At 30.6% G+C, this 25,874-nt stretch carries 28 protein-coding genes, 1 riboswitch and 1 other annotated feature; of the genes, 5 read left to right on the forward strand and 23 right to left on the reverse strand.

Annotated elements, in window-relative coordinates:
* Window positions 1-4: 4 nt before the first annotated feature.
* From ABDZ69_RS16215 to ABDZ69_RS16305, 19 genes are all read right to left on the reverse strand, one after another.
* Window positions 5-1,156 carry an ABC transporter permease gene (locus ABDZ69_RS16215; protein ID WP_343771326.1) on the reverse strand — a complete coding sequence of 384 codons (1,152 nt, stop codon included), beginning with the start codon at window positions 1,154-1,156 and terminating at the stop codon, window positions 5-7.
* Complete coding sequence (locus ABDZ69_RS16220) at window positions 1,157-2,275, reverse strand: ABC transporter permease (RefSeq protein ID WP_343771328.1); 1,119 nt, start codon at window positions 2,273-2,275, stop codon at window positions 1,157-1,159. It lies immediately after the preceding gene.
* An 11-nt stretch (window positions 2,276-2,286) separates the two neighbouring features.
* The gene (locus ABDZ69_RS16225) at window positions 2,287-3,222 is read right to left on the reverse strand and encodes an ABC transporter ATP-binding protein (RefSeq protein ID WP_343771330.1); all 936 of its coding nucleotides are present in this window, start codon (window positions 3,220-3,222) and stop codon (window positions 2,287-2,289) included.
* Window positions 3,223-3,330: 108 nt separating this feature from the next.
* Window positions 3,331-3,960 carry a response regulator gene (locus ABDZ69_RS16230; protein ID WP_343771332.1) on the reverse strand — a complete coding sequence of 210 codons (630 nt, stop codon included), beginning with the start codon at window positions 3,958-3,960 and terminating at the stop codon, window positions 3,331-3,333.
* 14 nt (window positions 3,961-3,974) lie between these two features.
* On the reverse strand, window positions 3,975-5,081 hold the full coding sequence (locus ABDZ69_RS16235; protein WP_343771334.1) for a sensor histidine kinase: 1,107 nt from the start codon (window positions 5,079-5,081) through the stop codon (window positions 3,975-3,977).
* Between the two features lie 12 nt (window positions 5,082-5,093).
* Window positions 5,094-5,720 (reverse strand): site-2 protease family protein, encoded by a 627-nt coding sequence (locus ABDZ69_RS16240; protein WP_425544670.1) that lies wholly within the window; start codon window positions 5,718-5,720, stop codon window positions 5,094-5,096.
* 129 nt (window positions 5,721-5,849) lie between these two features.
* Window positions 5,850-6,875, reverse strand: coding sequence for a hypothetical protein (locus tag ABDZ69_RS16245; protein WP_343771338.1), 1,026 nt, complete (start codon window positions 6,873-6,875; stop codon window positions 5,850-5,852).
* Window positions 6,876-6,889: 14 nt separating this feature from the next.
* Complete coding sequence (locus ABDZ69_RS16250; protein WP_343771339.1) at window positions 6,890-7,891, reverse strand: phosphodiester glycosidase family protein; 1,002 nt, start codon at window positions 7,889-7,891, stop codon at window positions 6,890-6,892.
* 335 nt (window positions 7,892-8,226) lie between these two features.
* Window positions 8,227-8,466: a hypothetical protein gene (locus tag ABDZ69_RS16255; protein ID WP_343771341.1), complete on the reverse strand. Its 240-nt coding sequence runs from the start codon at window positions 8,464-8,466 to the stop codon at window positions 8,227-8,229.
* Between the two features lie 136 nt (window positions 8,467-8,602).
* Window positions 8,603-8,947, reverse strand: a complete 345-nt coding sequence (locus ABDZ69_RS16260) for a hypothetical protein (RefSeq protein WP_343771343.1) — start codon at window positions 8,945-8,947, stop codon at window positions 8,603-8,605.
* A 134-nt stretch (window positions 8,948-9,081) separates the two neighbouring features.
* Window positions 9,082-9,852, reverse strand: a complete 771-nt coding sequence (locus tag ABDZ69_RS16265; protein WP_343771345.1) for a DUF4085 family protein — start codon at window positions 9,850-9,852, stop codon at window positions 9,082-9,084.
* Window positions 9,853-10,157: 305 nt separating this feature from the next.
* Window positions 10,158-11,504, reverse strand: a complete 1,347-nt coding sequence (locus ABDZ69_RS16270; protein WP_343771347.1) for a B12-binding domain-containing radical SAM protein — start codon at window positions 11,502-11,504, stop codon at window positions 10,158-10,160.
* On the reverse strand, window positions 11,494-11,712 hold the full coding sequence (locus ABDZ69_RS16275) for a helix-turn-helix domain-containing protein (protein ID WP_343771349.1): 219 nt from the start codon (window positions 11,710-11,712) through the stop codon (window positions 11,494-11,496). Before ABDZ69_RS16275 ends, ABDZ69_RS16270 begins: the two co-directional genes overlap by 11 nt.
* 22 nt (window positions 11,713-11,734) lie before the next feature.
* On the reverse strand, window positions 11,735-12,187 hold the full coding sequence (locus ABDZ69_RS16280) for a DUF2975 domain-containing protein (RefSeq protein ID WP_343771351.1): 453 nt from the start codon (window positions 12,185-12,187) through the stop codon (window positions 11,735-11,737).
* Window positions 12,188-12,442: 255 nt separating this feature from the next.
* Window positions 12,443-12,712, reverse strand: a complete 270-nt coding sequence (locus ABDZ69_RS16285) for a hypothetical protein (protein WP_343771353.1) — start codon at window positions 12,710-12,712, stop codon at window positions 12,443-12,445.
* 217 nt (window positions 12,713-12,929) lie between these two features.
* The gene (locus tag ABDZ69_RS16290) at window positions 12,930-14,306 is read right to left on the reverse strand and encodes a PhoH family protein (protein ID WP_343771355.1); all 1,377 of its coding nucleotides are present in this window, start codon (window positions 14,304-14,306) and stop codon (window positions 12,930-12,932) included.
* Window positions 14,307-14,393: 87 nt separating this feature from the next.
* Entirely contained in the window at window positions 14,394-15,662 is a 1,269-nt protein-coding gene (gene brnQ, locus ABDZ69_RS16295; RefSeq protein WP_343771357.1) for a branched-chain amino acid transport system II carrier protein, read from the reverse strand.
* A 97-nt stretch (window positions 15,663-15,759) separates the two neighbouring features.
* Window positions 15,760-16,482, reverse strand: coding sequence for a gamma-glutamyl-gamma-aminobutyrate hydrolase family protein (locus ABDZ69_RS16300; protein WP_343771359.1), 723 nt, complete (start codon window positions 16,480-16,482; stop codon window positions 15,760-15,762).
* Between the two features lie 10 nt (window positions 16,483-16,492).
* The gene (locus ABDZ69_RS16305) at window positions 16,493-17,323 is read right to left on the reverse strand and encodes a GHMP family kinase ATP-binding protein (protein ID WP_343771361.1); all 831 of its coding nucleotides are present in this window, start codon (window positions 17,321-17,323) and stop codon (window positions 16,493-16,495) included.
* 126 nt (window positions 17,324-17,449) lie between these two features.
* Window positions 17,450-17,623, forward strand: a riboswitch (cobalamin riboswitch).
* Window positions 17,624-17,718: 95 nt separating this feature from the next.
* Between ABDZ69_RS16305 and ABDZ69_RS16310 the strand changes: the two genes are divergently transcribed.
* The 3 genes from ABDZ69_RS16310 to ABDZ69_RS16320 are packed head-to-tail and all read left to right on the forward strand — an operon-like array spanning window position 17,719 to window position 20,519.
* A complete protein-coding gene (locus ABDZ69_RS16310; protein ID WP_343771363.1) occupies window positions 17,719-18,660 on the forward strand; it encodes an ABC transporter substrate-binding protein in 942 nt (313 codons plus the stop codon).
* A gap of 9 nt (window positions 18,661-18,669) precedes the next feature.
* Entirely contained in the window at window positions 18,670-19,701 is a 1,032-nt protein-coding gene (locus ABDZ69_RS16315) for a FecCD family ABC transporter permease (RefSeq protein WP_343771365.1), read from the forward strand.
* 2 nt (window positions 19,702-19,703) lie between these two features.
* The gene (locus ABDZ69_RS16320; RefSeq protein WP_343771367.1) at window positions 19,704-20,519 is read left to right on the forward strand and encodes an ABC transporter ATP-binding protein; all 816 of its coding nucleotides are present in this window, start codon (window positions 19,704-19,706) and stop codon (window positions 20,517-20,519) included.
* Here ABDZ69_RS16320 and ABDZ69_RS16325 read toward each other — a convergent pair.
* On the reverse strand, window positions 20,516-21,112 hold the full coding sequence (locus ABDZ69_RS16325; RefSeq protein WP_343771368.1) for a DUF3793 family protein: 597 nt from the start codon (window positions 21,110-21,112) through the stop codon (window positions 20,516-20,518). The genes ABDZ69_RS16320 and ABDZ69_RS16325 overlap by 4 nt on opposite strands.
* A 388-nt stretch (window positions 21,113-21,500) precedes the next feature.
* Between ABDZ69_RS16325 and ABDZ69_RS16330 the strand changes: the two genes are divergently transcribed.
* Window positions 21,501-21,785: a hypothetical protein gene (locus tag ABDZ69_RS16330; protein ID WP_216438846.1), complete on the forward strand. Its 285-nt coding sequence runs from the start codon at window positions 21,501-21,503 to the stop codon at window positions 21,783-21,785.
* A gap of 251 nt (window positions 21,786-22,036) precedes the next feature.
* Here the strand turns inward: ABDZ69_RS16330 and asnA are convergent, their stop codons facing one another.
* On the reverse strand, window positions 22,037-23,059 hold the full coding sequence (gene asnA, locus ABDZ69_RS16335; RefSeq protein WP_343771371.1) for an aspartate--ammonia ligase: 1,023 nt from the start codon (window positions 23,057-23,059) through the stop codon (window positions 22,037-22,039).
* A gap of 47 nt (window positions 23,060-23,106) precedes the next feature.
* Window positions 23,107-23,358: a binding site (T-box leader), on the reverse strand.
* A 71-nt stretch (window positions 23,359-23,429) separates the two neighbouring features.
* Window positions 23,430-24,278, reverse strand: coding sequence for a patatin-like phospholipase family protein (locus tag ABDZ69_RS16340; RefSeq protein WP_343771373.1), 849 nt, complete (start codon window positions 24,276-24,278; stop codon window positions 23,430-23,432).
* A 201-nt stretch (window positions 24,279-24,479) separates the two neighbouring features.
* Here ABDZ69_RS16340 and ABDZ69_RS16345 point away from each other — a divergent pair, with 201 nt between their 5' ends.
* Window positions 24,480-25,163, forward strand: coding sequence for a stage II sporulation protein P (locus tag ABDZ69_RS16345; RefSeq protein ID WP_343771375.1), 684 nt, complete (start codon window positions 24,480-24,482; stop codon window positions 25,161-25,163).
* Between the two features lie 66 nt (window positions 25,164-25,229).
* Here the strand turns inward: ABDZ69_RS16345 and thiE are convergent, their stop codons facing one another.
* Complete coding sequence (thiE, locus tag ABDZ69_RS16350; RefSeq protein WP_343771377.1) at window positions 25,230-25,865, reverse strand: thiamine phosphate synthase; 636 nt, start codon at window positions 25,863-25,865, stop codon at window positions 25,230-25,232.
* Between the last annotated feature and the right edge of the window lie 9 nt (window positions 25,866-25,874).

Raw genomic sequence — 25,874 nt, forward strand, 5'->3', positions numbered from 1 at the left:
TTTTTTAAACAAAATTTTCAACCTTGTCATCTATACTCATTTTATATATGGCTATTAAAAATAAAGTTAGAGCAAAGGCCCAAAGTATTGCAATATTTATAAAAACTTCGCTAACACCCACTCCATATTGAAGCTTATTTATGGCTTCAATTGCCCATTTTTGAGGAAGAAAATTAGCTACCTTTTGGAGAGTTTTTGGCATATATGAAATTTCCCAAAAGCACCCTCCTAGCATGGAAGTTGGCATGGTTATTAATAAATTGAGATTACTTCCTTGGGAAGAAGATTTTGAGAAAGCCATTATTACCATACCTATAGCTATGGCTGCCAGTCCAAAGCTTAAAAGAATTACCATCATAATGCCGTCAGGTATGTAGGTATTTATTCTCATCACCCTTCTTAGGAATATTAATATTATGACAACTTGAAGAAAGACTACAAAAATACTCGCAAGTACATTAGATAAAACATAAACCCTTGGGTTAACGGGAGAAGCACATATTCTATAGTAGGTTTTGTTTCTTCTTTCTTTTATCATTAACCTGGATACATTACCTGTGGCAAACATCATAAACATTATTAAAAGACCAATGCTAGTGTAGGTTATTCCAATATTTGATGATGTATCCTTAACTTCTTCCTCTCTTATACTAAGCTTTCCACTTTTATATCCTTTGTATATTATATTAAATTTATCCTTATCCCCTTCTGAAGCTTTGCTTATATCCATCAAGTTTTTTATATATAAATTACTATAGTTTTTTATAATAGCTGTAACTTCTTCTCCCTTAATTGAATATAGATTAATTCTGGAAGCCTTTCCTTCGTAAATGCTCTCAGTAAAATCTTCTGGAATTACTACAGCACATTCTATATTTCTTTTACTTAACATATTTTTTAATTCCGCTTCATTTATTGTAATAAAATTAAATCTTTCAGTGCCTTCTAAATAATCTACCATATCCTTAGATAGCACTTTATTATCTTTGTTTATAAGCCCTACAGAAATCATGGTTTTATTAGATGATTTACCGTTGTAAATATAAAAAGAAGCCATAAAACTTAGTATAGGAATTATAAAGTAAATTATTATATTACTCTTTTTCCTGAAAAGATTCTTTAATGTATTTAAAAATAAAACTATTATATTCTCCACTTAAGCCACCTTCTTTTTATATATTAATGATGAAACACCTAAAAATACCATTGCAATTACAAAGTTTATTATTATTGCATTACTTAACCCTTCATAGTTATTCATATATATATAATCAAAGATTCCATCATTGGTCCATTTTAATGGCGATAATACAGCTATAAAGTTAAGACCTCTATTATTAAATTGTTCCAAAGGCACATATCCCCCACCTAAAAAAGTTATTAAAGGAAGTATTATATTTAAAAGGGAAGTTGTTAAGGTATCCTTTTCTGTTAAAAAAGCTATGGCCACTCCTAGAGATATGGACATAATAACTTGGGATAATATCAAAAGATAAATAGGGTATATGTTTTCTCCCCAATAGGTATTAAAAACATATTTGGTAAATAAAATAAGAATTACCCCTTGAAGAAATGTAGCTATTACACTTCCTAGCACTTTGCCACTTAAAACTTCATATTTATTTACAGGGGAAGCCATAACTCTATGAAAAGTATTTCTAACATACTCGGAACCTATGGAAAAAGCTCCAGATAGGGAACCATACATCATTATCATTGTAAGCATAGTTACTGCATAGTAGTCTAGTGCCCTTGGTTTTCTATCTTTTTCTATATGTTTTTCCTCTACATAATTAATATTATTATCTGATAATATTTCACCAATAACCTTAGGGTTTTGTATTGCTATTTCACTTATGACATTATATCTTTCAACATAGCTTTGAAGTATTGTTTGGATCAAATCTCCTTTAAAGCTATATACATTATTCTTATAAAGCTTTATTTCCCCTTCCTCTTCATTTACATCTATATAGCATGAATATGAAGCGTCTTCTATTTTTTTTAATGCACTTTCCTCTGAGTGTATCTGCTCTACCCCTATACCTAAATCCCCCACTACCTTTAAAAATTCATTAAAGTCTTTACTCTCTTCTCCTTCAATCTTATATAGGATTTTATTATATTTAAAAGTAATAGAATCTTCAAAAACTCCCGATAAGGCTGTACCCAATATGAGAATGAGGGCTATTGGATATATTACCATCATAAGGGTAGAATGCTTATCCCTTAAAGCTTGCTTTATTTCCTTAATTGCTACAATAATAAAATTCATACTATCCTCCCCTAATCTCTTAGTTTTTTTCCTGTAAGGGTTAGAAATACCGTTTCTAAATTAGGCTTATTAGACTCCACATTGTATATTCCTATATTATTTTTCATAAAATAAAGGAGTATTTCTTCCATGTTATTTACATCTTTATTACTGCTAATCTCTACTCTATTTTCTTTTATCAATATTTCATTAACTCCTTTAATGTTTTTAATCTCCTCTTCATTAATATGAGCTAAGGAATTTACCGTTATGGATATTCTTTGTTTGTCCCATACCAAGGATTTTAACTCTTCCTTCGTTCCTTCTGCAATTACTTTTCCATTGTCAATTATGCCGATTTTGCTGCATACTTCTTCTACTTCCTCCATGTAGTGACTGGTATATATTATTGTAGACCCTAAGTTATTAAGCTTTTTTACAGATTGAAGTATGTGATTTCTAGATTGGGGGTCTATTCCTACAGTAGGTTCATCCATAATTATTAACTTAGGTCTATGAGTTAAAGCACAGGCTATGTTTAATCTTCTTTTCATTCCCCCGGAAAGTTCTTTGGGAAAACTCTTTAACTTATCACCTAGTCCCACAAACTCTAAAGAAGCTAATGCTCTTTCTTTTAAATAATTTCCTTTTAGTCCATAGAGACTTCCAAAAAACTTTACGTTTTCCAGTACGGTTAAGTCTTCATATATGGCAATATCCTGTGGTACAATACCTATGTTTCCTTTTATTTCTTTCTTATCTTCATTCAAATCCTTATTAAGTATTTTAATTCTTCCGCTATTAGGCTTTAAAAGCCCACATATAATATTAATTATAGTGGTTTTTCCAGCGCCATTAGGTCCTAGGAGGCCATATATTTCTCCCTCTTCTATTTCTAAGTTTACATTATCCACTGCAGTAAAGCTTCCAAATTTTTTAGTTAAACTTTCTATAGTTAATATTTTCATTTTTAACCCACCTTAATTTTTATTTCCCTATATTAATTATATAAAAAAAGTGACTTTTCCTTTAGTATGGAAAGTCACCTTCTATTATGACAAAAGTCATATTATTTATTATATATTACCTTTTAAATAAGACACTGCTATTTGAGTCCTATGTTCTAATCCCGTTTTATCTAAAATAGAAGAAATGTAATTTTTAACTGTACCCTCTGTTATAAATAGCTTTTGGGCTATTTCTTTGTTAGATAATCCTTCCGCCACTGCCTTTATTATTTCTATTTCTCTAGCAGAAAAGTTTTCTTCCTTTATCTTCACATCTTTATTACTACCTATTAAGTCCTTTACCTTATCCATTATTACATCTTGAAAAACCGTATTCCCTTTATGTACTGTTTTTATTGCATCTATTATTTTTTCTGGAGAATTGTTTTTTAAAATATATCCCTTTGCTCCATTTTTTATGCCATTAATTATATAGTCGTCCTCATCAAAGGTGGTTAATATCAAACATTTAGTATTAGTTTTATCTACTATTTCTCTAGTAGCTTCCACCCCATTTAACACTGGCATTCTCACATCCAAGAGGGCTACATCCACGTTAATCTTAACACAAACCTCCAAGGCTTTAAGCCCATTTTCCACTGCATCAATAACTTCTATATCTTCATTCATGGAAAGTATAATTTTTAAGCTTTCCCTTATTAACGAATCATCATCTGCAATCAAAATTCTAATTCCCATATAAATCCCCCCAATTATAGCTTAATAGGTAATGTAAATACAACTAAAAAACCTTTAGTTCCATCTATAACAACTCTTCCTCCAATGTTTTCGCATCTTTCTTCAATGCCCTTTAATCCCATGCCTTTTTTAACCTCAAACTCTCCTACTCCGTTGTCTTTGATTTCTACTCTAATTAGCTTATTTAAAACCTGCAAATTTACGGTAATCTTATTTCCTTTTGAGTACTTTATAGTATTAGTTAGACATTCTTTTAAGTTTTCCTCTATAATTTTCCACTGGGCATAATTTATGCTTTCTAATTCACCATTGCAAATAAATATATTTTCTATATTAGACTTTGATGAAAATTCCTCTAATAGTAATTTAATCTTGTTAATGCCCACCTGCTCTGAAGGGGGCTTTATATTTCTTAAAGTAGCCCTTATACTCTCCATGCCATCTCTTAAAATTGAAATGGTATTATCTATAAGTTCCATGCTCTTTTTCTCTTCTTTTTCCTTAAGAAGTTTTGCTGCTTCTAATTGAAGTATGCTTCCTGATAGGGTATGCCCTATTTTATCATGTATTTCCTGGGCAATTTTATTTCTTTCTTCTAGTTTTGAAGTATATATAATTTGACTTTCATATTCTTCTTCCGCTTTGAATTTATTATATAGTTTATCATAGGAAGCTTTTAATTTATCATTTTCAATAAGTAGCTCATCCACTCTCTCTTTTGTTTTAACCAGTAAGGTGAAAAACAAATAAGAGCTCATAGTTATAAATAAATAATCCACTCTAAAATCCCCTTGAAGGAGTAAAGCTATAAATAAAATAGATAGGTCTATAAATATATTTTTAATTCCTATTTTATAGGAAAGTTCGAAAAAATTAATAGGAAGATAAAGGAAAAATAAGGGCGTTACGTAAACACCCATTATAATTAAATATATTCCTATAATATTTCCTAGAACAATTTTAAGATTTTTATTTTTAACTATATACAAGCACATGGTTATAGATATATATAATAATAACAGTAAAACTATTAATCCTTCTTCCTTATTATATAAATCTTCATATTTTAAAAATGAATATACTAATAGAATAAACTTATTTAATATAATCCACTTATCCATACATTTCCTTCTTTATATATTAAATATTCTAAATAGCATTGTATAAAGCATTCTCGCAGGAGTATGCACTAAAAAATCTGAAACCCCTGGAAGCCAAATAAATAGCAAGAATATTACTGTTTCATAAGGCCCTAAAGCGTAGTGAATTTTGTTTATTTTAGCTGGAAATATATCTCTTAAAACATGAAAACCATCGAGTCCTGGTAGGGGCATCATGTTAAAAAACGCCAAGCTACAATTAAGTATTACGGTTATTTCGCATATTATTATAATAATACTTAATATATTAGAAGCCATAGCTCCCCCTGAGGCGATTTTGTATAATACTGCAGTTATAGCTGAGAATACTACTGCCACTAAAACATTAGCTAAAGGTCCTGCAATAGAAACCTTTAAATCGTCTTTATAGTAATTTTTATAAACTAATGGATTAGTTTGTACAGGTTTAGCCCATCCAAAACCAGCAAGTATAACCATAATAAATCCTAAAGGATCTATATGAGCCATTGGGTTAAAGGTGAGTCTTCCTTGAAATTTAGGAGTTTTGTCCCCTAATCTATCTGCCACATAAGCATGAGCATATTCATGAAAAGTAAAAGCAATTAATATAGCTGGTATAGTAAGTATTTTTTGCAACATACCAAATCTAAATGCATCAAAATTCAAAAAAATCATCCTTTCTTAATGGGAGTATAAAATTATTATATCAAATTCATTAAAGTAAAACTACTAAGATTTACCAATTGGTTTCTCCTAGTAGTTTAACCTTTACTTAAACATTGTTTTTATTAACTTACCGTCTTTAATAGAACCTATACCATTAGTATAAACCTGAAGGAATCTGCCAGGATAATCATACTCTTTTCCTGTAGCAATTTCTTTAACTACACCTCTTAAATTATCATTAATTAATAGCTTTCCACCTTCTAATATAAAAATATCTTCTCTATTAGCTGGTTGCATTAAAGGCATAACCTTCCAATTTTCTGTAGGTGTATCTAAGGTTCCATAGTATATTTTAGATATTTTTTCATTTACCATGGAGCCTATATATACATTATCGTCAGTATCAACTCCAAGTAATCTAGGTTTTTCTACATCTTTGATAACTATAGCATTTTCCACGTTAGTAGAGTAAATTTTATTAAAAATTGTATCTTCATAAAGAAGTTTATCTTCATGAGGCATCAGGGCAGTTTGTCCAACTATATGAGCCTTTGTATATACATTTTTCATTTGCTTCATTATATTTATCCAGTAAAAACTGCTTCTTCCACCGCTTCTAGATACTTTAATATAAATAACATTAGTTAATGTGGAAGCTTGTATATCTTCAACCTCTGACTTTTCATCTGCCCAAGTTAAATCTTTTATTTTGTCTTTTTCATCTCTATCTACATCATAATAATATAATTTAAACCCATTTTCCTTACCATTATGTTTTTCTGCAATTAACATTCTATTTCTATCTGAAAGCCATTTATAATAGGATATCTCTACTCCTTCATCGAAAGCAATATTTTTTTCCTTACCGTCCTTAGTGCTAATAATGTGTAACTCTCCATTGACATAGTAGGCCACATATTTTCCGTCAAAGGACATATTTACATGATCCGCTTCTTCTGGAATAGGTACTTCCACATATTTATTTGAGTCTTTTTCCGTCTTTTCTACTTTTTTTACCTTTACTGATGTATTAGTTGATAGGTAAAATTGATCTACGTATATAAATCCAATAGCTTGAACTATTAGAGAAAACACTATCCAAGTAGCTATCCTTTTTAAAGATTTCATTCTTTTCTCTCCTTCTATGGTGTTACATATATAACAGAGGGCACTGCTCTTTCTCCTAATGGGTCACAAGGATTATTAATTACTTCTCCATCATAGTACATAGTTGAAGAAGAACCTCCATCTAAATTAGTAGCATTATAAGCGCCATATTCAAGCATTATATCTTGTACATCTCTTAAAGTAGCTCCAACACTTCTAACCTGTCTTCCATCTATAACTAAAAGTAGCATGGCTCCATCTTTTCTTTGTCCTATGGCTGTTCTAGGAGCTATTCCCCATCCTCCATCACCACTTCTTATAGTTGGTTGACCATTAACTACTAGTGCTGGTCCAAAAGTTAAAGCTTCCTTTGTATTTAAATCCTTTAATTCATTTAGGCTATAACGACCAACAAGCAAAACTCCCTCATCAGTAATTCCCATTGTATCATCTTTAGCCTTTGGGTTAGAAACAGTATTTTTTAGTTCTCCATTGCTCATAAGAATTCCTACAGGATGTCCACCAGTTCCTGTCCAGTTTCCATCATCATTTTTATCTACGAAACCACCAGCATTTATAGCTGCAACTGCATTGTTATTCCTAGCAATTTGGCTAGTTAATTCTCCAGATTTTCCAAGCTTACTGCTATATCCAACCTTAACCCTAGTAGGATCACTTATTACTAGCATATAACCTTTAAATTTTTTTGCTTCTATATCATATCTTTCTATATTGCTATCGTGTTTATTTTCAAACTTAATAGCTCCAAGGCCACTTCCCTGATCTATTACTTCCACAACATCTTCATTTAAAATTTCTTTTATTTTTTTATCTGATAAAAAAGTAGTAGCTATATATTGATGACTTAATGTACTCATAGCTGCTCCAACAATTGTTTTTCTCACATTTTTAAAGGGTCCATAAAATAATATCATAGGTGCTGTAACCCCTGCAAAAACGAACTGAAACATTAGAAAAAACATAAATATCTTAAAAGAAAATCTCTTTTTTTTCTTTACTTTTTTCTTATTTTGCATATTTCAACCTTTCCTTTCTCATAACGTACTTATTCATTGTACAATAAATATACACTTTTTTAAATAGTAATCCTTGTAATAATACGTAAATCTTTGTAGATAAATTATTAATTTTTTCTTAAAAAAGAAAAAATGATATGTAATGCTTGTGTAGCTTTCGCTAAAATAAGAAGTTCTAGAATTTATTTTATAAAACCTCCTAATGCTGGCAAACTCCCTGCGGTCAAACATGCACAGCATTTTAACGGATTTTATCTAAAATAAATTAAGAACTTCTAAATTTTGCTCAAATGCATACTGCTCATTACATATCATTTTTAAATAGAAATTAATTTTTAAGAATTTGCTAAAAGTGCAATTGAAGAAATAATGAGTAATAAAAAAATCCAGCTTATCCAGCTATATTTTTCATTTTTTGAAATATATAAAAAGATAGCTCCTATGAAACATAAAGGAATACCTCTCATAATTACTTTACCAAAATTATGAATATAAATGCTTTGAAATACTATTAAAATAAAACCTATAAGACAAAGCATACTTAGTATAAAAAAGAACTTTTCTTTGCTTTTCATAATTTACTCTCCTTTTCAAAAAAATACCCATCTACTGATAAAGGCGAATACATAATACTTCAAACATTGCAGAAATTCCTTTAGGGGATTTCATCATAAACTAAAAAACTGTCATCTAAAAAACTATATTCACATTTTACTCAATTATTTCAATTATCCACGAGTTGGATTCGCAAATATTTTTTAATCGATTATATATATTTTTATTTCTATTTTCTTCAGACCCCAAAGATAAGAAAAACGCTCCTCCTTTTCCTCCGCCACTAATTATTTCAACTTCACATTCATTATCCGAAATAAAATTAAGAAAAACTATAGATAATAAATCCGAATCTATTCTAAAGTAATATGTTTCACTTGCAAGAATAACCGCTGATTCTGAAAGCTGCTTAAAGTACTGATTTATATCCTGATTATCTTTTAGTAAATTTGTTAGTTTTGATAAATTTACTCCTTTAATATTATACTTACTTATTTTCATGATGTTTACATTTCCTTTCAATAAAATACTGTTTCAGCAAACATTTATTATTAAAGTATGCTAGAGACAAAATGAAAAATTAATTTTCAAGAATTTGCTAATAGTGCAATTGAAGAAATAATTAAAACTTATATTTAATTATTTTTATTACAATTGAAGGCAATGTGCTCAGCTGAAATAATAAATTCAATTAAATCCCCGGTTTTATTTATAAGTAAAACATGTAATTCGTATTTATCGTTTACCTTATATATTTCATTATAACGCCACCATGAGTTCTCTAACGAGCCCTCCTGTTTTACTATATTATAGTTTTCAAAGACTACTTCATCTATGTTCGTAAAACCACCTCTATTATCAAGTGATAGTATTAAAGATTTATCTTTTTGATTTGAATTTATAATAACACAATCATGAAATCTAATATTCTTAACTATATTTTCATCAAGGAATTTTAAGGCTTTTTTATAATATTTTCTATATTCTCTACTAGTTTTGTTTACAGACTTTCTATTGTCCTCACAAAATTTAGTTACAGCTTTTATTACATTACGTGATGCCTTATCTAATACAAAAACTCTAATATCTGCTATCCCTTTCAATATTCTTTCTGGTAATGATTCTTTTATATACTCTTGGCTATATATGAATGACTCATGAAACTGCTCTATTGCCTTTTCTTTGTTAAATATCTCGTGTTGAATACAATCTCTACCTACTGTTTCAGATTTCTCTATATGCGAAGCAAATTGTTGTTGTAAATCAAGCCAGTCATTTAACTTTATACTATAAAGTTGTTGAAAGTATTCTTCCGAAAAAATTTTTGCTTGTTTTTCTTCCTCCAAAGAAAAATGGAAACTAGTTTTTTGGCATAACTCATACCATTCCTTGGTAAAATATTTCATTAACTTATTCTACTCCTTTCTAAAATAAACTAACTTTCATTAATTCCCTTTTCTGTTTCTTTAGTTGAAATAAGTTCATGGTCTTTGACCATAGTATATTTTTCTCGTATACACTCCAAAGGAGTACTATTTTTATTAATACTTAACTTTATTTAATTGTTTTGATGTCAGTTTTTTAGATTGCTATTTATCATACAAATTAATTAAATTATACCATAATAGGAAAATGATATGTAACGTTTAGTAAGCTTTCTCTTAAATACTTAAAAACATCACATATCATTTTATAATATAAATTCCACTAACTACTTTATATAATAAGATAACCATCTAAAAAATCTTCCTATATTTTTAAAAGAAACTATATCACACAATAATTCAGTAAACTTTCCAAACTTCCTATAAAATAAATTAAAGGATAGAAATGGAATCCATTGCTTTTTAGATTTTGGTAGTCTTTTCATTATATTTTTAAAGGTATACACTTCTTTGTATATCCATAGATAACCATTATATAATTCTTCTGCTGTCATATTCTTAGGTTTATATACTACATGGGCAGTATTATAATTTGACAAGTTAAAATCTACAATTCTGTTTTCCTCTATTAATGATGAGTATAACTTTGTACCAGGATATGGAGTAAGGATATGTGAGGTTACCGTTTCTATCTTATTTTTAACTATCCATTCTAATGTATTTTTAAATACAGAGGCATCATCTTCATCTAGTCCGAAAACAAAGCTTGCATTTATCATTATTCCCCTCTTATGAATTTCATCTACAAGCTTCTCATATCTGTTTACACTATTTTGCACCTTGTGGACACTATCTATTGACTTACTATTTATACTTTCAAAACCTATAAATAGGCTTTGGCAGCCAGATTCCTTCATTTCATCTAATAACTCAGGCATGTCTACTATATTAGAAGTAACCGCTGCGTTCCACTTTAGTTTAAGAGGTTTTATTTCCTCTAATAATTTCTTTGTCCACTTGGGATTTCCAATAAAATTATCATCGATAAACATTATATGCCTTGTTTTTAATGTCTTTATATCTTTAATTACATCCCCTATAGGTCTATTAATATAGGTTTTAAGTACACTTTTGCAGCTATTATAACAGAAATCACATTGAAAAGGGCATCCCCTACTTGTACTAATTATATTAGTATATAAATACTTTTTATTATCAATAATATTATAGTTAGGTGATACTATTTCTTTTCCAGCAATATCTTTCATATCATAATATATCTTCTTAAGTGAATTATTTTCTTTATCTCTAAGGATTTCTGCCCAAATCCTCTCACCCATTCCTACACATATTGCGTCAAAACTATTAAGAGCACCCTCTGGATCTGCTGTAATATGTATACCTCCTGCAATTACTGTAACGTTGCGACTTCTAAACTCCTTTGATATTTCTAACGCTCTATTCATAACATCTACAGTGACAGTTATTGCTACCAAATCTACAGCTTCGTCAAAATCTATCACTTCAACATTTTCATTTTCAATAATAACTTCATGCTCTTTCGGAGTAAGATTTGCTATTGTGAGTAATGCTAAGGTCGGAGACATTCTTGTTTTTAACTTTGTATCCATAGGTCTTGGTAGCATTGCAGGTTGAATTAATTTAATCTTCATGCACTACCTCTCTGTATTCCAAAATATCACCTGGTTGGCAGTCCAAAGCTTTGCATATTGCCTCTAAAGTTGAAAACCTAATAGCTTTTGCTTTTCCGTTCTTTAGTATAGAGAGGTTTGCCATGGTTATTCCAACTTTCTCCGAAAGTTCCGTAACACTCATTTTTCTTTTAGCCAACATCACATCTATATTGATTATAATAGCCATTTTTATCCCCTTCCTGTATTCCTCATACTGTTAAATCATTTTCTGATTTTATGTCTATGGCTTCTTTTAAAAGCCTTTGAAGAACAGCTGCAAAAACTGCAATCACCATTGCCCCAAAAATAATGATGATTGGGAATGCTACAAGACCTGGAGCATCATCTGCATCCGCTATGGGATATAAAAATGGTATGAGTACTGCATATATAATACTGATTGTATTTGCACAGTATTTTATATTCTTTAAAGCCTTTACAGATAACTCCGAGAATGCTTTGTTCTTGTCAATATAACTTATAAGTTTTAAAGCCTGATATAGTGCAAAGAAATACGTTAACGCCGTTGCATACACACCCATTAAAATAGTAAAGTGTAAATAATTCACAAAACCAGGCACCCAAAATATACACAGAGCAAGAACCGGAATTCCAATAAGAATAACAGCTGTCTTTAAGAAAATTGTTGAATATCCTTTCACAAAAAGCACCTCTCTTTTTAATTTCTATATATAGGATAGCACATTTTTTATCGTTTATCAATAAATTATTATTGATTTATATTATATATTTATTATTAATACAACCTAGTTGATGTCGGAATGGTTGCATTTTGATTTACAATTAAGGTTACACTAAAAAAGAGCAGTTCCGATTTATTCAGAACTACTCTCTATAAATTTAGATTTATAACCAACAATGAATTCATCTCTTTACCTGTGTCTAAAATACTTTTATTAAAGTCTCCAGTCTGGCCCAAATAATCCACCAAACCTTACCCATCCTTCTTTTATATCATTGCCTACTTTATACTCAATTCTGTAAACTGTTCTTCCCTTTCCTACTACCATAAAAGGACCTATTGAGAAGAACTTTTTCTCTATGTTGATAACCGTACCTCCCATAGACTCTATCTGTTCCGTTATCTTAACTTCATAGCTTTCACCTCGCAGAACAGATATTGCTAATGCTAGTACAATAAATATTATTATTACAACTCCCTCCATACTATCCTCCCCTTATCTTATTATATAAATTATACCATAATAGATAAAATGATATGTAATGTTTGCGTAGCCTTCACTTCTAAATTTTGCTCAAATGCATACTGCTCATTACATATCATTTTAAATATGAATTATTTGCAGAAATTCCTTCGCGGAATTTCATCATAAACTAAAAAACTAAACAACTATCATCTAAAAAACTAGCTCGCAAGCGAGCTTAAAGCCTTCTACTCGCCTCATAAGCTAGTGGCGACCTCTCACACTCATCATACTTTAAAGTTATTTGATAGCAAAGTTCGCTTCCCTTCATTTTTTCTGAAGCATAGCATAATCCATTGGATCTAGAATCTAGGAAAGGATGGTCTATTTGATCTGGATCACCGATTAACATGAGTTTTGTACCTTCCCCTACTCTTGTAATTATTGCTTTTACTTGTTTTGGAGTTAAGTTTTGTGCTTCATCGATTATTACCCAGTTTTTCACTATGGATCTTCCTCTTAAATAGGCAACAGCTTCTGTGGTTATTATCCTCCTATCGAATAGCTCCTGTATTTTATCTGCTAATTCTTTTTCGTTTTTATATCTTTCTTTTTCATCAGAATCCACTAATATTTCTAAGTTGTCCAAAACTGGTCTCATGAAAGGAGCTATTTTTTCCTCTTCCTTTCCTGGAAGATAACCTATATCCTCATCCATGGTTACATTAGGTCTACAAACTAAAATTCTTCTATATTGCTTTGTGCCTACTTCGATTATTTTATTTAATCCCACTGCTAAGGAAAAAAGAGTTTTTGCCGTTCCTGCAGGGCCTTTAATTATTACTAAAGGAGCTATGCTAGCCTCAGTAAATAATGCCTCTAGCATAAATTTTTGTCCTACATTTCTTGGAGATACTCCTAAAGGGCTCATATCTTTATAATATAAGGCTAGTACTTTTTTACCGTCAAATCTTCCTAGCGCTGTCTTTCTTGGATTATCTAGGGCATGTATTATTATGAACTGATTCGGATAAAGAGTTGGGGCTGAATACTCTCCTGTTACTTCGCAGTAATAAACTAAGTCTTTTAAATCTATATATTTTTTCTGATAAAATTCATCTATTTTTTCAGAAGAGGCGTATAAACTTTCTCTCCCAGTATATTGACTCTCATTTTCAGGAACCACCTTTTCGTGAAAGTCTTCCACGTCTATGTCCACTGTATCTGCTTTAATTCTTTCAAAAATATCCTTGGTTATTAGACACACGTCTTCTCCTTGTTCTTTTAGACCTTTGCAAACTTGAATTATTCTATTATCTGGCTTACCCTTGTCCCAAGATACAGGAATCTCTGTCTCTTGATGATTCATCTCCACCCTAAGTTTTCCTCCACCTGGTAGAGGCACTCCCCTATTTAATTTACCTTCTTTTCTTAATTTATCTATTAATCTTGAAGCATATCTGGCATTTGCTCCTAAATCATTCTTGTCTTTTTTAAAACTATCTAATTCCTCTAATACCACCTCTGGTATAACTACGTCATGTTCTCCAAAAGAAAATATGGCCCCTGGTGAATATAATAAAACATTGGTATCTAACACATAAGTCCTCTTCAATGCACTTCCCCCCAATATTGTTAATACTAAGTTCCACTTTATATATATTATGTTCAAGGGTAAAAAAATAGACTGAAGTAAAAAACTTCAGTCTAAGTTTAATCCAATTATTCCACCTATAATAGCAGGTATAATCCATGAAAAACCTTCTTTTGCAAAAGGAAGCATATTTATAATATTCATTACAAAAGGAACCTTAATGCCAATTGATTCTAAGGATATAAAAATACTTACAATAAAAGCTCCATAAACTGCCCCTTTATATACTTTATCATTAGTAATGTAGTTTCCTAAAAGGTTAGTTATTATTAAAACTATTACTACAGGATAAATAGTTTGCAGTATGGGTACAGCTAATTTAATTATAGCTTCAACACCATAATTTGCGATAAATCCACTTATTAAACAATTAAATAAAACAATGGTTTTATAGCTTATTTTGTTGTTTAAAAGCTTACTAAAGTAATTTCCTGTAGTAGCTGTAAGGCCTATAGATGTTGTTAAACAAGCTACTGCAATGGCTCCTCCAAATATTATCTTACTCATATCCCCTAATAATCTTTGACTTATAAATACAAGTATACTTGTTCTTGTAAAGTCTTGTGAGACTATACTGCTAGATGTAGCACCTATATATAACAGTCCTAAATATACTACTCCAAGACATACTGCAGATACTAGCCCAGATTTTATAGTTATATTTACTTGAGATTTCCTATCTTTATATCCTTTAAGAGCTAAATCCCCAATAAACATTTGAGCCAGAATTATGGAGCCTATAGCATCCATGGTTTGATATCCTTCAGTAAAACCCTTTGAAAAAGCTCCCTGTATATTTGTATTTATAGGTGTACCTAATGGAAATATTATGCCTTTAACTATTATAATTCCTAAAGTAATTAATAAAAATGGAGTGAGTATTGCTCCAATCTTGTCTACCACTGAGGTTTCATTTATTGCAAAAAAATAGGTTATTCCAAAGAAAATTATGGATACTATTATTGAATTTGCCCCAGGAAATATGGGAAGTACGGCTAATTCAAAGGTAGTCGCCCCTGTTCTTGGTACAGCAAATAATGTACCTATGGTTAACATAATTATAGAACAAAGTATTTTACCAAAATTTGATGATATTTTACTTGTTAAATCCTCTGTTCTACCTCCCACTAAAGCAACTGCTATAATCCCTAGCATTGGCAGACCAATACATGTAGTTAAAAACCCTAGCCCAGTAATGGCCCACTTATCTCCAGAAATAAAACCAAGTGTTGGAGGAAAAATTAAATTACCTGCTCCAAAAAATGTAGAAAATAAAGCCAATCCTGTTATCAATATATTTTTTAAATCCTTACTCATCTTTTTCTCCTTTGTGCGTATTAAAAAAGTATTCATCCTCAAAGGTATGAATACTTTATTTTATAGAAAAACAACTCAATATGCAAGTAGTTTTTTCTTATTCGTAATCATTAATGAAAGCATTAAATATATTTTTCATATTTTCATATTTTAAATACATCTTTTCAGGATGCCACTGCACACCCATAATAGTTCTTCCCTCAATATTTTCAATTCCCTCAATTACTCCATCGCTAGAAACCGCACTTATTTTAAAACCCTTTGCCACACCTTTTACCGCTTGGTGATGAAAACTATTTACCTCTGCTTCCTTGCCTAATATAGAATGCAGCTTTGTATTTTCATTTATTCTTATCTTGTGAACAGCTACATGATAATCAGACCTTTGAGAGTGTTGTAGATGATTCCCTTTTACATCTGGTATATGCTGATATAAAGTACCACCATAATACACATTAATTGACTGTAATCCTCTGCATATTCCTAGTATTGGCTTGTTTAACTCTTCACAGGCCTTTATAATCATGAAGTCATAGCTATCTCTTGCAGGCATAATTGTTCCATTATTAAAAATTGATTCTTCACCATAATAAAAAGGATTAATATCCACTCCTCCAGTTATTATCACCTTGTCTACTAATTTAACCTGCTCTTTTACCTTTAAGTAATCTTCAGTTATAGGAAGTATTAAAGGAATTCCTCCACATTCTTCAACAGCTTGTAAATAGTCCTTGTTTGCAAATATTCTTTCGTAGCTTGAAAACCCTTCTTGACTATGCATCTGTATACTACTAACCACACCAATTATTTTTACTCCCATGACTATCCCCCTACGAATTTTTTATAGTTCTTACTTTATAAGTTTTATAACCCTTAAGGCAACTTTTGTATTTTTCTAAAACTTTAAAATCTACTTCTCCTTCATATATTATGCCCAAAGCATCTCCACTATGTGCCCCAATAATGCCATGTCCATTAATTTCATCTTTAATTTTAAGTATAGTTTCTAAAATCTCATATTTTAATCTTTCATTGTTTCGTTTTATGCTTTCCGTAGAGCAGTATGCAATCTTTTTTGTATCCCTTTCCTCCACTCCTTTTTTAAATATAGGCATTAAATCCTCAATATTACTTAATGGCGGAAGAGGGGTTTTATTAAATTGCAAAGTATCAACTTGTTTTTCCCCTTCAAAGACTAAAATATTAAATTGAAAATATTCTCCAATGGTTTCTCTATATAGTCCTCTTTTGTAATCAAATAAAGTCATTTTATTAAATATAATACTGTCCGTAGGTTCAATTTGGATACAATGTTTTATTATTTCATCCGCATTATACTTTTTATTAAACAACTTTAATAAACCATGATACACTCCACAAAGATCTGCTGTGCTGCTAGCAAAGCCTTTTCCTGTGGGAATATTTGATTTTATTTCTATATCTAAGTTGCTTATATACCTTTCTTCCCGCCATTCTTTGAGTAGATTTTCTATAAGCATAGAAGACTTTGAGTAATTGTACCTTAATTTAGGCTTATTAGTTTCAAATATCTTAACCTCAGTATACATATTAATCGGACAGGAACATAAAATATCTATATCACCAACTTTACCTTGAACTATTTCTCCAAAACTTCCTGGGTATTTTACTATAACCTCCATTATATATGCTCCTCATAATTTATATAGTTTTAATTTTCATTTTACCAATGGAAGCTTATAGTGTAAATAGCCTTATCACTTTATGTGATTTATTGACATGGAAATGAATAAGTGTTACACTCAACTTAAATAAAAATATTTATAGGTACCCCTATGGGTTTAAAAGGGAAAGAAGCTTTAATCTTCTGCGGTCCCGCCACTGTATTGATGAGTCTTTAGCATAATCCACTCAAATTTTGGGGAAGGAGCTAAAAGGCGATGAATCTAAGCCAGGAGAACTGCCTATGAATTAGTGACGCTTTAGCTTACGCGGATAAGCTAATGGTTTAATGAACTTAAACCGTTATCTTGAAGATAAGGGTTTTTTATTTTGTCTATATTTAAGGAGGAAAAAAATGAACAAATTGAAAAAAGTCTTAGTAGTATTTTTATCATTAATCATGATAACTTCACTTGTAGCTTGCGGAAAGGATAATAAAGTAGAAGATAAAAACAATGCAGAAAATATAGCTACTACAAAATATCCTTTAACAATAAAAGATTCTTATGATAGAGAAGTGACAATAGATAAAGAACCTGAAAGAATTATTTCCTTAGGGCCTAACGTTACTGAAGCAATATATGCTCTTGGAAAAGGGGATAAATTAGTTGGAAGAACAGATTTTTGTGATTATCCTGTAGAAGTTAAGAACGTAGCTTCCGTCGGTAGTTTACAAACCCCAAGTATTGAAAAAATCCTTGAATTAAAACCAGATATAGTAATAGCATCTACTCATTTTCCAAAGGATGTACTTAAAAAGTTAGAAGATTTAACAGTTAAAGTTGTTGCCCTTTATGGAGAAGATAGTTTTGAAGGTGCATACAACACCTTAGAAAAAATGGGTGAAGTTTTAAATGCTAAGGAAAAAGCTAACGAAGTAGTTAATAATATGAAGGAAAAAGTGGAATATGTAGCTTCAAAAGTTAAGGGACTTAATACTCCTTCCTTATATTATGTAATAGATTTTGGTCAATATGGAGATTTTACTGCTACTGGAGATACCTTTATCCATAAAATGATTCTAATGGCTGGGGGAAAAAATATAGCAGACGACGCTAAAGGATGGAAATATTCTATAGAAAAAGTTTTAGAAAAAAATCCTAGCATGGTTATTGTTCCAAAATATTTTGATGCTAAAGGGAGAATCGTAAAAACTAATGGATATAAAGATCTAGAGGCTATAAAAAATGGAAAGCTTTTTGAAATAGATAATAATATGCTAGATAGACAAGGACCAAGGCTTGCAGATGGTTTAGAGGAATTAGCTAAAATAATTCATCCTGAAGCTTTTAAATAAGGAGATCTCATGTCTTATATAAATAAAAGAAAACATAATAAATTTTTATTGATTATACTAATAGGAATATTATTTGCTTTAACTATTATTTCTAGCACTCTTGGTGTGGCAGACATAAGCTTTTATGGGTCTATGAAGATACTATCTTCTAAAATACCTTTTGTAGGTAAATATATTAGCTTAGAGGGAATTTCTAATACTCATAAGTTAATTATTTTAAATTTAAGATTACCTAGAATTATGTTGTCAGCCCTTGTGGGTGCTGGATTATCAATAGTTGGATGCGTATTTCAAGCAATATTTAAAAATCCTATGGCAGATCCTTATGTGCTGGGAATTTCTTCTGGCTCTGCCCTGGGTGCTGCTATTGCAATTATACTAGGAGTTAGCGGAGTTACAAGTTTTGCTTTTACTGGAGCCATACTTACTACTCTTTTGGTTTATAGTATTGCAAAAACTGGAACCAAACTTCCTACAAATACTTTGCTCCTTGCTGGAGTTTCAGTAGGATTTCTCCTCTCTTCCTTAATATCTTTAATTATGATATTTAATAGAGAACAGGTGGAGAAAATAATATTTTGGACCATGGGAGGGTTAAACACTGCCAATTGGAAAGCTGTTTTTTCATTGTTTCCTTTTGTGTTAATAGGTGGTTTTATTATATTTATTTTTTCTAAGGATTTGAATGTAATGCTTACTGGAGATGAAACTGCTTCTACTTTAGGAATTGAAGTGGATAAAATAAAGAAATTACTACTTACTATTTCTTCTATTATTATAGCTGCTTGTGTGTCTATGAGTGGAATTATTGGTTTTGTAGGCCTTATTATTCCCCACATGATAAGACTTTTAGTAGGACCTGACCATAGAGTATTACTACCTTTTACTGCTTTAGGTGGAGGAGTTTTTATGATAATTTCCGATACCTTAGCAAGGACCTTAGTGCCACCGGCGGAAATACCTGTTGGCGCTATTACTTCAATTTTTGGTGCTCCTTACTTCATATATCTTTTAATAAGAAATAAAAAGAAGGTGATGTAATAATGGAAAATAGCTTTTACTCTATAAACGTTAAGGATTTAAATTATTCCTATGATGATAAAAAAATATTACAGGATATAAATATAAGTTTAGAAAAAAATAAATTTTATTCCATTATTGGTCCTAATGGTTCTGGGAAAACTACTTTATTAAAAAATATAGCTAGAATTCTTCCTCCCCAAAAAGAATGTATATATATTGATGGAAAAGAAATTAATTCTTACAAAGTAAGAGATTTAGCAAAAAAAATGGCTTCCGTTCCCCAAAATACAAATATAGATTTTGATTTCACCGTTCTAGATATTATACTTATGGGAAGAAGCCCTTATTTGAAGGCTTTTCAAAATGAGGGAGAGAAGGATTTAAAGATTGCTCATGAAGTCATGGAGATGACAAATACTTGGCATTTAAAAGATAAAAATATAAATGAACTAAGTGGTGGAGAACGTCAAAGGGTTATAATCGCTAGAGCCCTTGCTCAAGAAAGTGAAATAATTTTGCTAGATGAGCCAATTTCTAATTTAGATATGCAACATCAACTAGAAATATTAGATACGGTAAAGTATTTAAATAGAGAGGTTACCATTGTTGCAGTACTACACGATTTAAATTTAGCTGGAGAGTACAGCGATTATATATTAATGCTTAAAGAAGGTAAAATCCTATCTTCTGGAAAACCTGAACAGGTGTTAACGGAGAAAAATATAAAAGAAACCTACAACATGGATACTTATATTTTAAAAAATCCTGTTACAGGAAAACCTCATATTATTCCAGTTAGCAAACGCTCCTTAATAGAAAAAACCTTGGTGATTTAATTAATCCAAGGTTTTATTTCTTTTCTAACATCTCTTAATACTCTTATTTTCGCATCATCATAGGCTTTAAAGGTTTCTAAAGCTTCTTCTAAGTTATAATACACTTTCCAATATCCATAGGTTATAAAATCTTCCTTTGGATTATGCATAAAAGCTTCTACGTCATCTAACGGTATACCCAAAAATATACCTATTTCATGGGGACAGAAATCCTCATATCTTTTTTTCAGTATTTCTAGTACTTCTCCTAAGTCCATTTCCTTTGTATATCCAAACTGATTTAAAAAAGAAATATTTCTAGAGTTGAAAATTTGATTTTCCAGTCTATGCTTTTTATAAAATAAAACTGTAAAAGTTTCTCCTGTATCTTTTATTTTAAATGCTTCTACATTGTAGCGAGTTAGAAACTCCTCACCATAATCCCTCCACATTCCATATAGATTTTTATTATCCTTTGAAAAAGTTAATATACATGATGGTTTGTTTCCTTGTATAACAGGTCCGATATTATAAGCTGTCATATAAAACATATAATCTTTATCTTCTAATTCCTTAATCATTTTAAGGGTTCCTATAACTTCAACTTGACTCATGACATTCATCCTTTCTAATTGATATTGATTATCATTAACAATTATACTATATTTATCCGATGATTGCCACTCTAATTTTCCACCTTCTTCAAAGTGGAAACTAAGAGCGGCTACATCCCTGGATAACGATTTCTAAGAATCAGGTGGAGTAAAAGTCCATCTGATTCAAGAACTCTGTTTATATAACATTTTAAATACCTTTACTATATTATTTGCAGAAGGAGTATTATTGATACTAAAATTTCCACCTATATATAAATTTCTATAAATATAGAATCAAACATTATATGCTATTTCATATGATTAAAAAAACAATTATAGATATGCTATAATGAATTCATAATGGTAATTTTATACGACATAAATAAAAATATATGGAGGTATAGTTATGTGGGTAATATTAGGGGTTATTGCAATAGTAGTAACTTTTATAAATCTTTATTTGTATAAAGCAGGAAAGGATTATAAGCTTGCTATGGCGATGGGATTATCATTTACAGCATTAACACTTTGTGCAGAATACAGTCTTGTATCGGTGTGGGTAGAAGTGGAAGATTGGGCAGCTTTAATGGATGTAGTACCTGGTATGGAAAGGGCATTATGGTTTTTGACAATTGTTTCTATCTTACTAAATATAGCACCTATACTTTTAGAACGAAAAGGTAAGAAATAATGACTTATTGTCATATCATTCTAATTTAGCGTCACAACAATAAAAACCGAATAATTATTCTATACACCGTATTATTCAGAAATGAATTTGTGGTATTTTTTACGTCGCAATTCAAAGAAATAGCGAGAGATTATTAAAATGCATCCTATGCTAAGGCTCAGGTTAGGTGGAAATGTGAACATTTTGCCAAGTAATTACTGAAATATGAAACAAGACCAGCAAAGTTTGCTGGTCTTTATATTACTTACAAATTATAATATCTTTATTCCTTTTTCCTCACATACCTTTATCATTTCTTCTGGCCAAATTGAAGATTGTACTTCTCCTATGTGAGCCTTCTTTAAGAAGAACATGCACATTCTTGATTGACCAATACCTCCACCTACTGTGTATGGTAATTTCTTTTCTAAAAGTAATTTATGGAATTCTAAATTCTTTCTTTCTTCACAATTAGCTAATTTTAATTGTTTTAATAAGGAATCTTCATCTACTCTTATGCCCATAGAAGATAGCTCTAGAGCCTTTCCAAGTACTGGATTCCAGAAAAGTATGTCTCCATTTAATTCCCAATCGTCATAGTCTGGAGCTCTTCCATCATGTTTTTCTCCTGAGGCTAAAGTTTTACCTATTTGCATTAGGAATACCGCCCCCTTTTCCTTACAGATAGCGTCTTCTCTTTCCTTAGAAGTAAGTCCTGGATATAGGTTTTCTAGTTCTTGAGAAGTTATAAATGTAATTTCTTCTGGTAGAGTTTCTTCTAAAAATGGATATCTTTCTGCCACTTTCTTTTCTGTTTCTTTGAAAGCTTCATATATCTTTCTTACTATATTCTGTAGATAATCCCCATTTCTATCTTCTTTTCTTAAAACTTTTTCCCAGTCCCATTGGTCTACATATATAGAGTGAATATTGTCTAAATCCTCATCTCTTCTAATTGCATTCATATCGGTATACAAGCCTTCACCCACGTTGAAATCATATCTATAAAGGGCCATTCTCTTCCACTTTGCTAGTGAATGCACTATTTCAGCTGGAGCTTCTTCATCATCTTTTACAGTAAAAGATACTGGTCTTTCCACTCCGCTTAAGTTATCATTAAGCCCCTTATCACATCTTACAAATAAAGGTGCTGATACCCTTATTAAGTTTAGTTTATGAGCTAATGCCCTTTCAAAGGTGTCTTTAACACATTTAAGTGCAATAGCAGTCTCCTTTAAATCTAGCTCCGTCTTGTAGCCTTCTGGAATTGTAATTCTTTCATCGTATTTTCCCATATCTTTTACCTCCTAAATTTTATATAAAAAAAATACCTTTCATCCCACAAAGGGACGAAAGGTATATATCTTCCGCGGTACCACCCTAATTAGCTTAATAAAAAGCTCATCTTAGCACTAAAGTATCTATCAATACTTCTCCTTACTAACGGTGGAGAACCGTCTAAGCCTACTTTCCTTAAAGGATTTTGGTTAGAGACTCAGAGATGTTCTTCGGTATAACTTTCGTACAGGGCTCTCACTATCCCCCACTCGCTAAAACTACCTTTTACACTTACTCTTCTCATCATAGTCTTTGATTTTCTCTAATTAATTAAACTATATTATATAGGTTTTAATTGCTATTGTCAATATCTTTCCCAATTTTCTTTTATTTATTTATCCAATTTAATAATTGTGAATAATTTTTTTCTATATCATTATATCCCATATTGTATAAAGCTTCTAGCTTTTCTTTATTTCTTTCTATTCTACCTACTTTTATGTTGCCTTCTGGTCTTATAACAAATACCTTTCCTTCTTCTTCTAATTTTTCTATGTAGTCTAAGGTTTCATTGTAATTCTTATATCTATTTAAAATAGCTTCAATTAAATTATCGTACCCAGAATATACTTTTTTAACTAAACCTTTATGTTTGAAAGGTGTCTTTCTATATTCCTTTGGTCTGGTTAATATTATTACATTTTTTTCATTGCCATCTTCAATAGATTTTTTAATTGGTATAGAATCCGCTATACCTCCATCTAGCAAAAATTTCTCCTTATACTTAACTATAGGCGCTATAAAAGGAAGACTTGCTGAAGCTTTAATTATAGTTAAAATATCTTCTTCTCTACTTTTATTAAAATAAACAGGCTCCCCAGTTACACAATCTGTAGCAACCACTACAAACTTTTCCTTAGAATTAAAAAAGGTGTCATAATCAAAGATATTTAATTTATTTGGTATCTGATTATACATAAAATCTAGTCCAAATATGCTTTTGCACTTTAAAAAATTTCTATAACCAATATATCTTGGATCCCTTATATATCCTACATTAATATCCTTACTTCTTCCTATTTGTTTTGATATATACGAACAACCATTGCAAGCCCCCATAGAAACCCCTATGGTATACGGGAAATATAGATTTTTTTCCATAAAAAAATCTAATACTCCTGCTGTATATAACCCCCTCATTCCTCCGCCTTCTAGTATTAACCCTATGTTTTCCATGTTGTTCTCTCCTCGTCACTCTTCTCTTTACTTAAAAATCATATTTATATTATAACTCCAATTATTTTAAAATTTAAGAGTTCTTCTATAAATTCATATGTACTTAACACTTTATTCACATTTCTCTCCTCTTAATCAGTTATATAATTGGCACCATTGGCTAATAATAGAAATATAAATCAATGGAAGGAAGTAATTAAAATGAATACTATGAAAAAGAAAATAATTATTGCATTGACCTTCGTTACATTATGTTGCACAGCATTAGGTTTTTCTTATTCAGAACTAAAAAAGAAAACAGCTCCATCAAATGATGCTGTAAATTTATCAGTGGAAGATAAAGTAAGTCAAACTCCTATAGTTATATATAATACTCATGTAGATGAAGAATATAATTTTGGTAAAAATGTTATTGATGTAGGAAAAATTATTAGTAACAACCTAAAAAAAGAAGGATTAAATAGTAATTTTATAGAGGTTAGTCCTCCTTCATCTTACTTAGAATCGTACCCTAACTCACGGGAAACCATAAAAAACAAAGCCTCAAATTACGATAAATCTGTATTATTAGATATTCATAGACAGGTTAGCAATGATTCAAAAACAAATAACCGTAGCATTCTCCTTGTTCTTTCTAAAAACAGTCCTAATTATGAGAGTAACAAAAGTTTTGCTGATTCCCTTATGAAAGAAATTAATGAGATAGGAAAAGTAAAAGCAGATATATACCTCTTTAATAAAGGAATTAATTATTTTAATCAGGACTTGGCTAAAAACTCTCTCATTGTGGAAATTGGTAGTGAAAAATCAACTGCTGAAGATGTTAATGCTTGTATAAGTACACTAGTTTCAGCATTAAAAAAGGTTAATATCAGCTCTTTTTAACTTGAATAAAACGAAATAAAGTAAGGATATCTTTTCAACTTAAAGTATCCTTACTTTATTTTATAATTAACTATTACATTTCACAGAAATAATCTTTGACTTTAATTCAGCTGCAGCTTTTTCAGGATTTTCACTTTTCATTATAGCAGAGACCACTGCAATTCCATCAATAGGACTATCTTTCAAAATATCACAGTTATCCTTATTTAGTCCCCCTATTGCTACGACGGGGATATCTACAGTATTACAGATATCATTCAGTGTGGAAACCTTCGTAATAATTGTAGCTACCTTTGTTGTTGTAGGATAAATTGCCCCGACCCCTAGGTAATCAGCGCCCTCCGCCGCAGCCTTTTCAGCTTGGGTAACAGTTTTTGCCGTTGCGCCAATAATTTTATCCTTACCCATTAGTTTTCTTGCAACTGAAACAGGTATATCACTTTGTCCAACATGAACTCCTGCTGCTCCTGAAGCCATTGCAACATCTATTCTGTCATCAATTATCAATGGAATATCATACTTATCTGTAATTTCCTTAACCTTAATTGCAAGATTAAGATAGTCATAGCCACTTCTTTCTTTTTCTCTTAACTGTAGTAGCGTTACTCCACCTTTGCAGGCTTGTTCAACCTTTGAAAGAAACACCTCTTCTTCAAGATTAGTACTGTCAGTTACTAAATAAAGAGTCATATCAAGTTTCATTTTTTATCC

It is taken from the genome of Clostridium malenominatum (assembly GCF_039521365.1).
Lineage (GTDB): Bacteria > Bacillota > Clostridia > Clostridiales > Clostridiaceae > Clostridium_AW > Clostridium_AW malenominatum.

Bases quoted from the DNA above. Each gene is read 5' to 3' on its own strand.
- ABDZ69_RS16250 (WP_343771339.1), bottom strand. From the start codon at position 7,891: ATGCAAAATAAGAAAAAAGTAAAGAAAAAAAAGAGATTTTCTTTTAAG.
- thiE (WP_343771377.1), bottom strand. From the start codon at position 25,865: ATGAAACTTGATATGACTCTTTATTTAGTAACTGACAGTACTAATCTT.
- ABDZ69_RS16340 (WP_343771373.1), bottom strand. From the start codon at position 24,278: ATGGAAAACATAGGGTTAATACTAGAAGGCGGAGGAATGAGGGGGTTA.
- ABDZ69_RS16245 (WP_343771338.1), bottom strand. From the start codon at position 6,875: ATGAAATCTTTAAAAAGGATAGCTACTTGGATAGTGTTTTCTCTAATA.
- ABDZ69_RS16325 (WP_343771368.1), bottom strand. From the start codon at position 21,112: ATGAGTCAAGTTGAAGTTATAGGAACCCTTAAAATGATTAAGGAATTA.
- ABDZ69_RS16315 (WP_343771365.1), top strand. From the start codon at position 18,670: ATGTCTTATATAAATAAAAGAAAACATAATAAATTTTTATTGATTATA.
- ABDZ69_RS16330 (WP_216438846.1), top strand. From the start codon at position 21,501: ATGTGGGTAATATTAGGGGTTATTGCAATAGTAGTAACTTTTATAAAT.
- ABDZ69_RS16240 (WP_425544670.1), bottom strand. From the start codon at position 5,720: ATGTTGCAAAAAATACTTACTATACCAGCTATATTAATTGCTTTTACT.
- brnQ (WP_343771357.1), bottom strand. From the start codon at position 15,662: ATGAGTAAGGATTTAAAAAATATATTGATAACAGGATTGGCTTTATTT.
- ABDZ69_RS16305 (WP_343771361.1), bottom strand. From the start codon at position 17,323: ATGGAGGTTATAGTAAAATACCCAGGAAGTTTTGGAGAAATAGTTCAA.
- ABDZ69_RS16320 (WP_343771367.1), top strand. From the start codon at position 19,704: ATGGAAAATAGCTTTTACTCTATAAACGTTAAGGATTTAAATTATTCC.
- ABDZ69_RS16220 (WP_343771328.1), bottom strand. From the start codon at position 2,275: ATGAATTTTATTATTGTAGCAATTAAGGAAATAAAGCAAGCTTTAAGG.
- ABDZ69_RS16260 (WP_343771343.1), bottom strand. From the start codon at position 8,947: ATGAAAATAAGTAAGTATAATATTAAAGGAGTAAATTTATCAAAACTA.
- ABDZ69_RS16285 (WP_343771353.1), bottom strand. From the start codon at position 12,712: ATGGAGGGAGTTGTAATAATAATATTTATTGTACTAGCATTAGCAATA.
- ABDZ69_RS16345 (WP_343771375.1), top strand. From the start codon at position 24,480: ATGAATACTATGAAAAAGAAAATAATTATTGCATTGACCTTCGTTACA.
- ABDZ69_RS16225 (WP_343771330.1), bottom strand. From the start codon at position 3,222: ATGAAAATATTAACTATAGAAAGTTTAACTAAAAAATTTGGAAGCTTT.
- ABDZ69_RS16310 (WP_343771363.1), top strand. From the start codon at position 17,719: ATGAACAAATTGAAAAAAGTCTTAGTAGTATTTTTATCATTAATCATG.
- ABDZ69_RS16270 (WP_343771347.1), bottom strand. From the start codon at position 11,504: ATGAAGATTAAATTAATTCAACCTGCAATGCTACCAAGACCTATGGAT.
- ABDZ69_RS16275 (WP_343771349.1), bottom strand. From the start codon at position 11,712: ATGGCTATTATAATCAATATAGATGTGATGTTGGCTAAAAGAAAAATG.
- ABDZ69_RS16235 (WP_343771334.1), bottom strand. From the start codon at position 5,081: ATGGATAAGTGGATTATATTAAATAAGTTTATTCTATTAGTATATTCA.
- ABDZ69_RS16300 (WP_343771359.1), bottom strand. From the start codon at position 16,482: ATGGGAGTAAAAATAATTGGTGTGGTTAGTAGTATACAGATGCATAGT.
- asnA (WP_343771371.1), bottom strand. From the start codon at position 23,059: ATGGGAAAATACGATGAAAGAATTACAATTCCAGAAGGCTACAAGACG.
- ABDZ69_RS16255 (WP_343771341.1), bottom strand. From the start codon at position 8,466: ATGAAAAGCAAAGAAAAGTTCTTTTTTATACTAAGTATGCTTTGTCTT.
- ABDZ69_RS16230 (WP_343771332.1), bottom strand. From the start codon at position 3,960: ATGGGAATTAGAATTTTGATTGCAGATGATGATTCGTTAATAAGGGAA.
- ABDZ69_RS16265 (WP_343771345.1), bottom strand. From the start codon at position 9,852: ATGAAATATTTTACCAAGGAATGGTATGAGTTATGCCAAAAAACTAGT.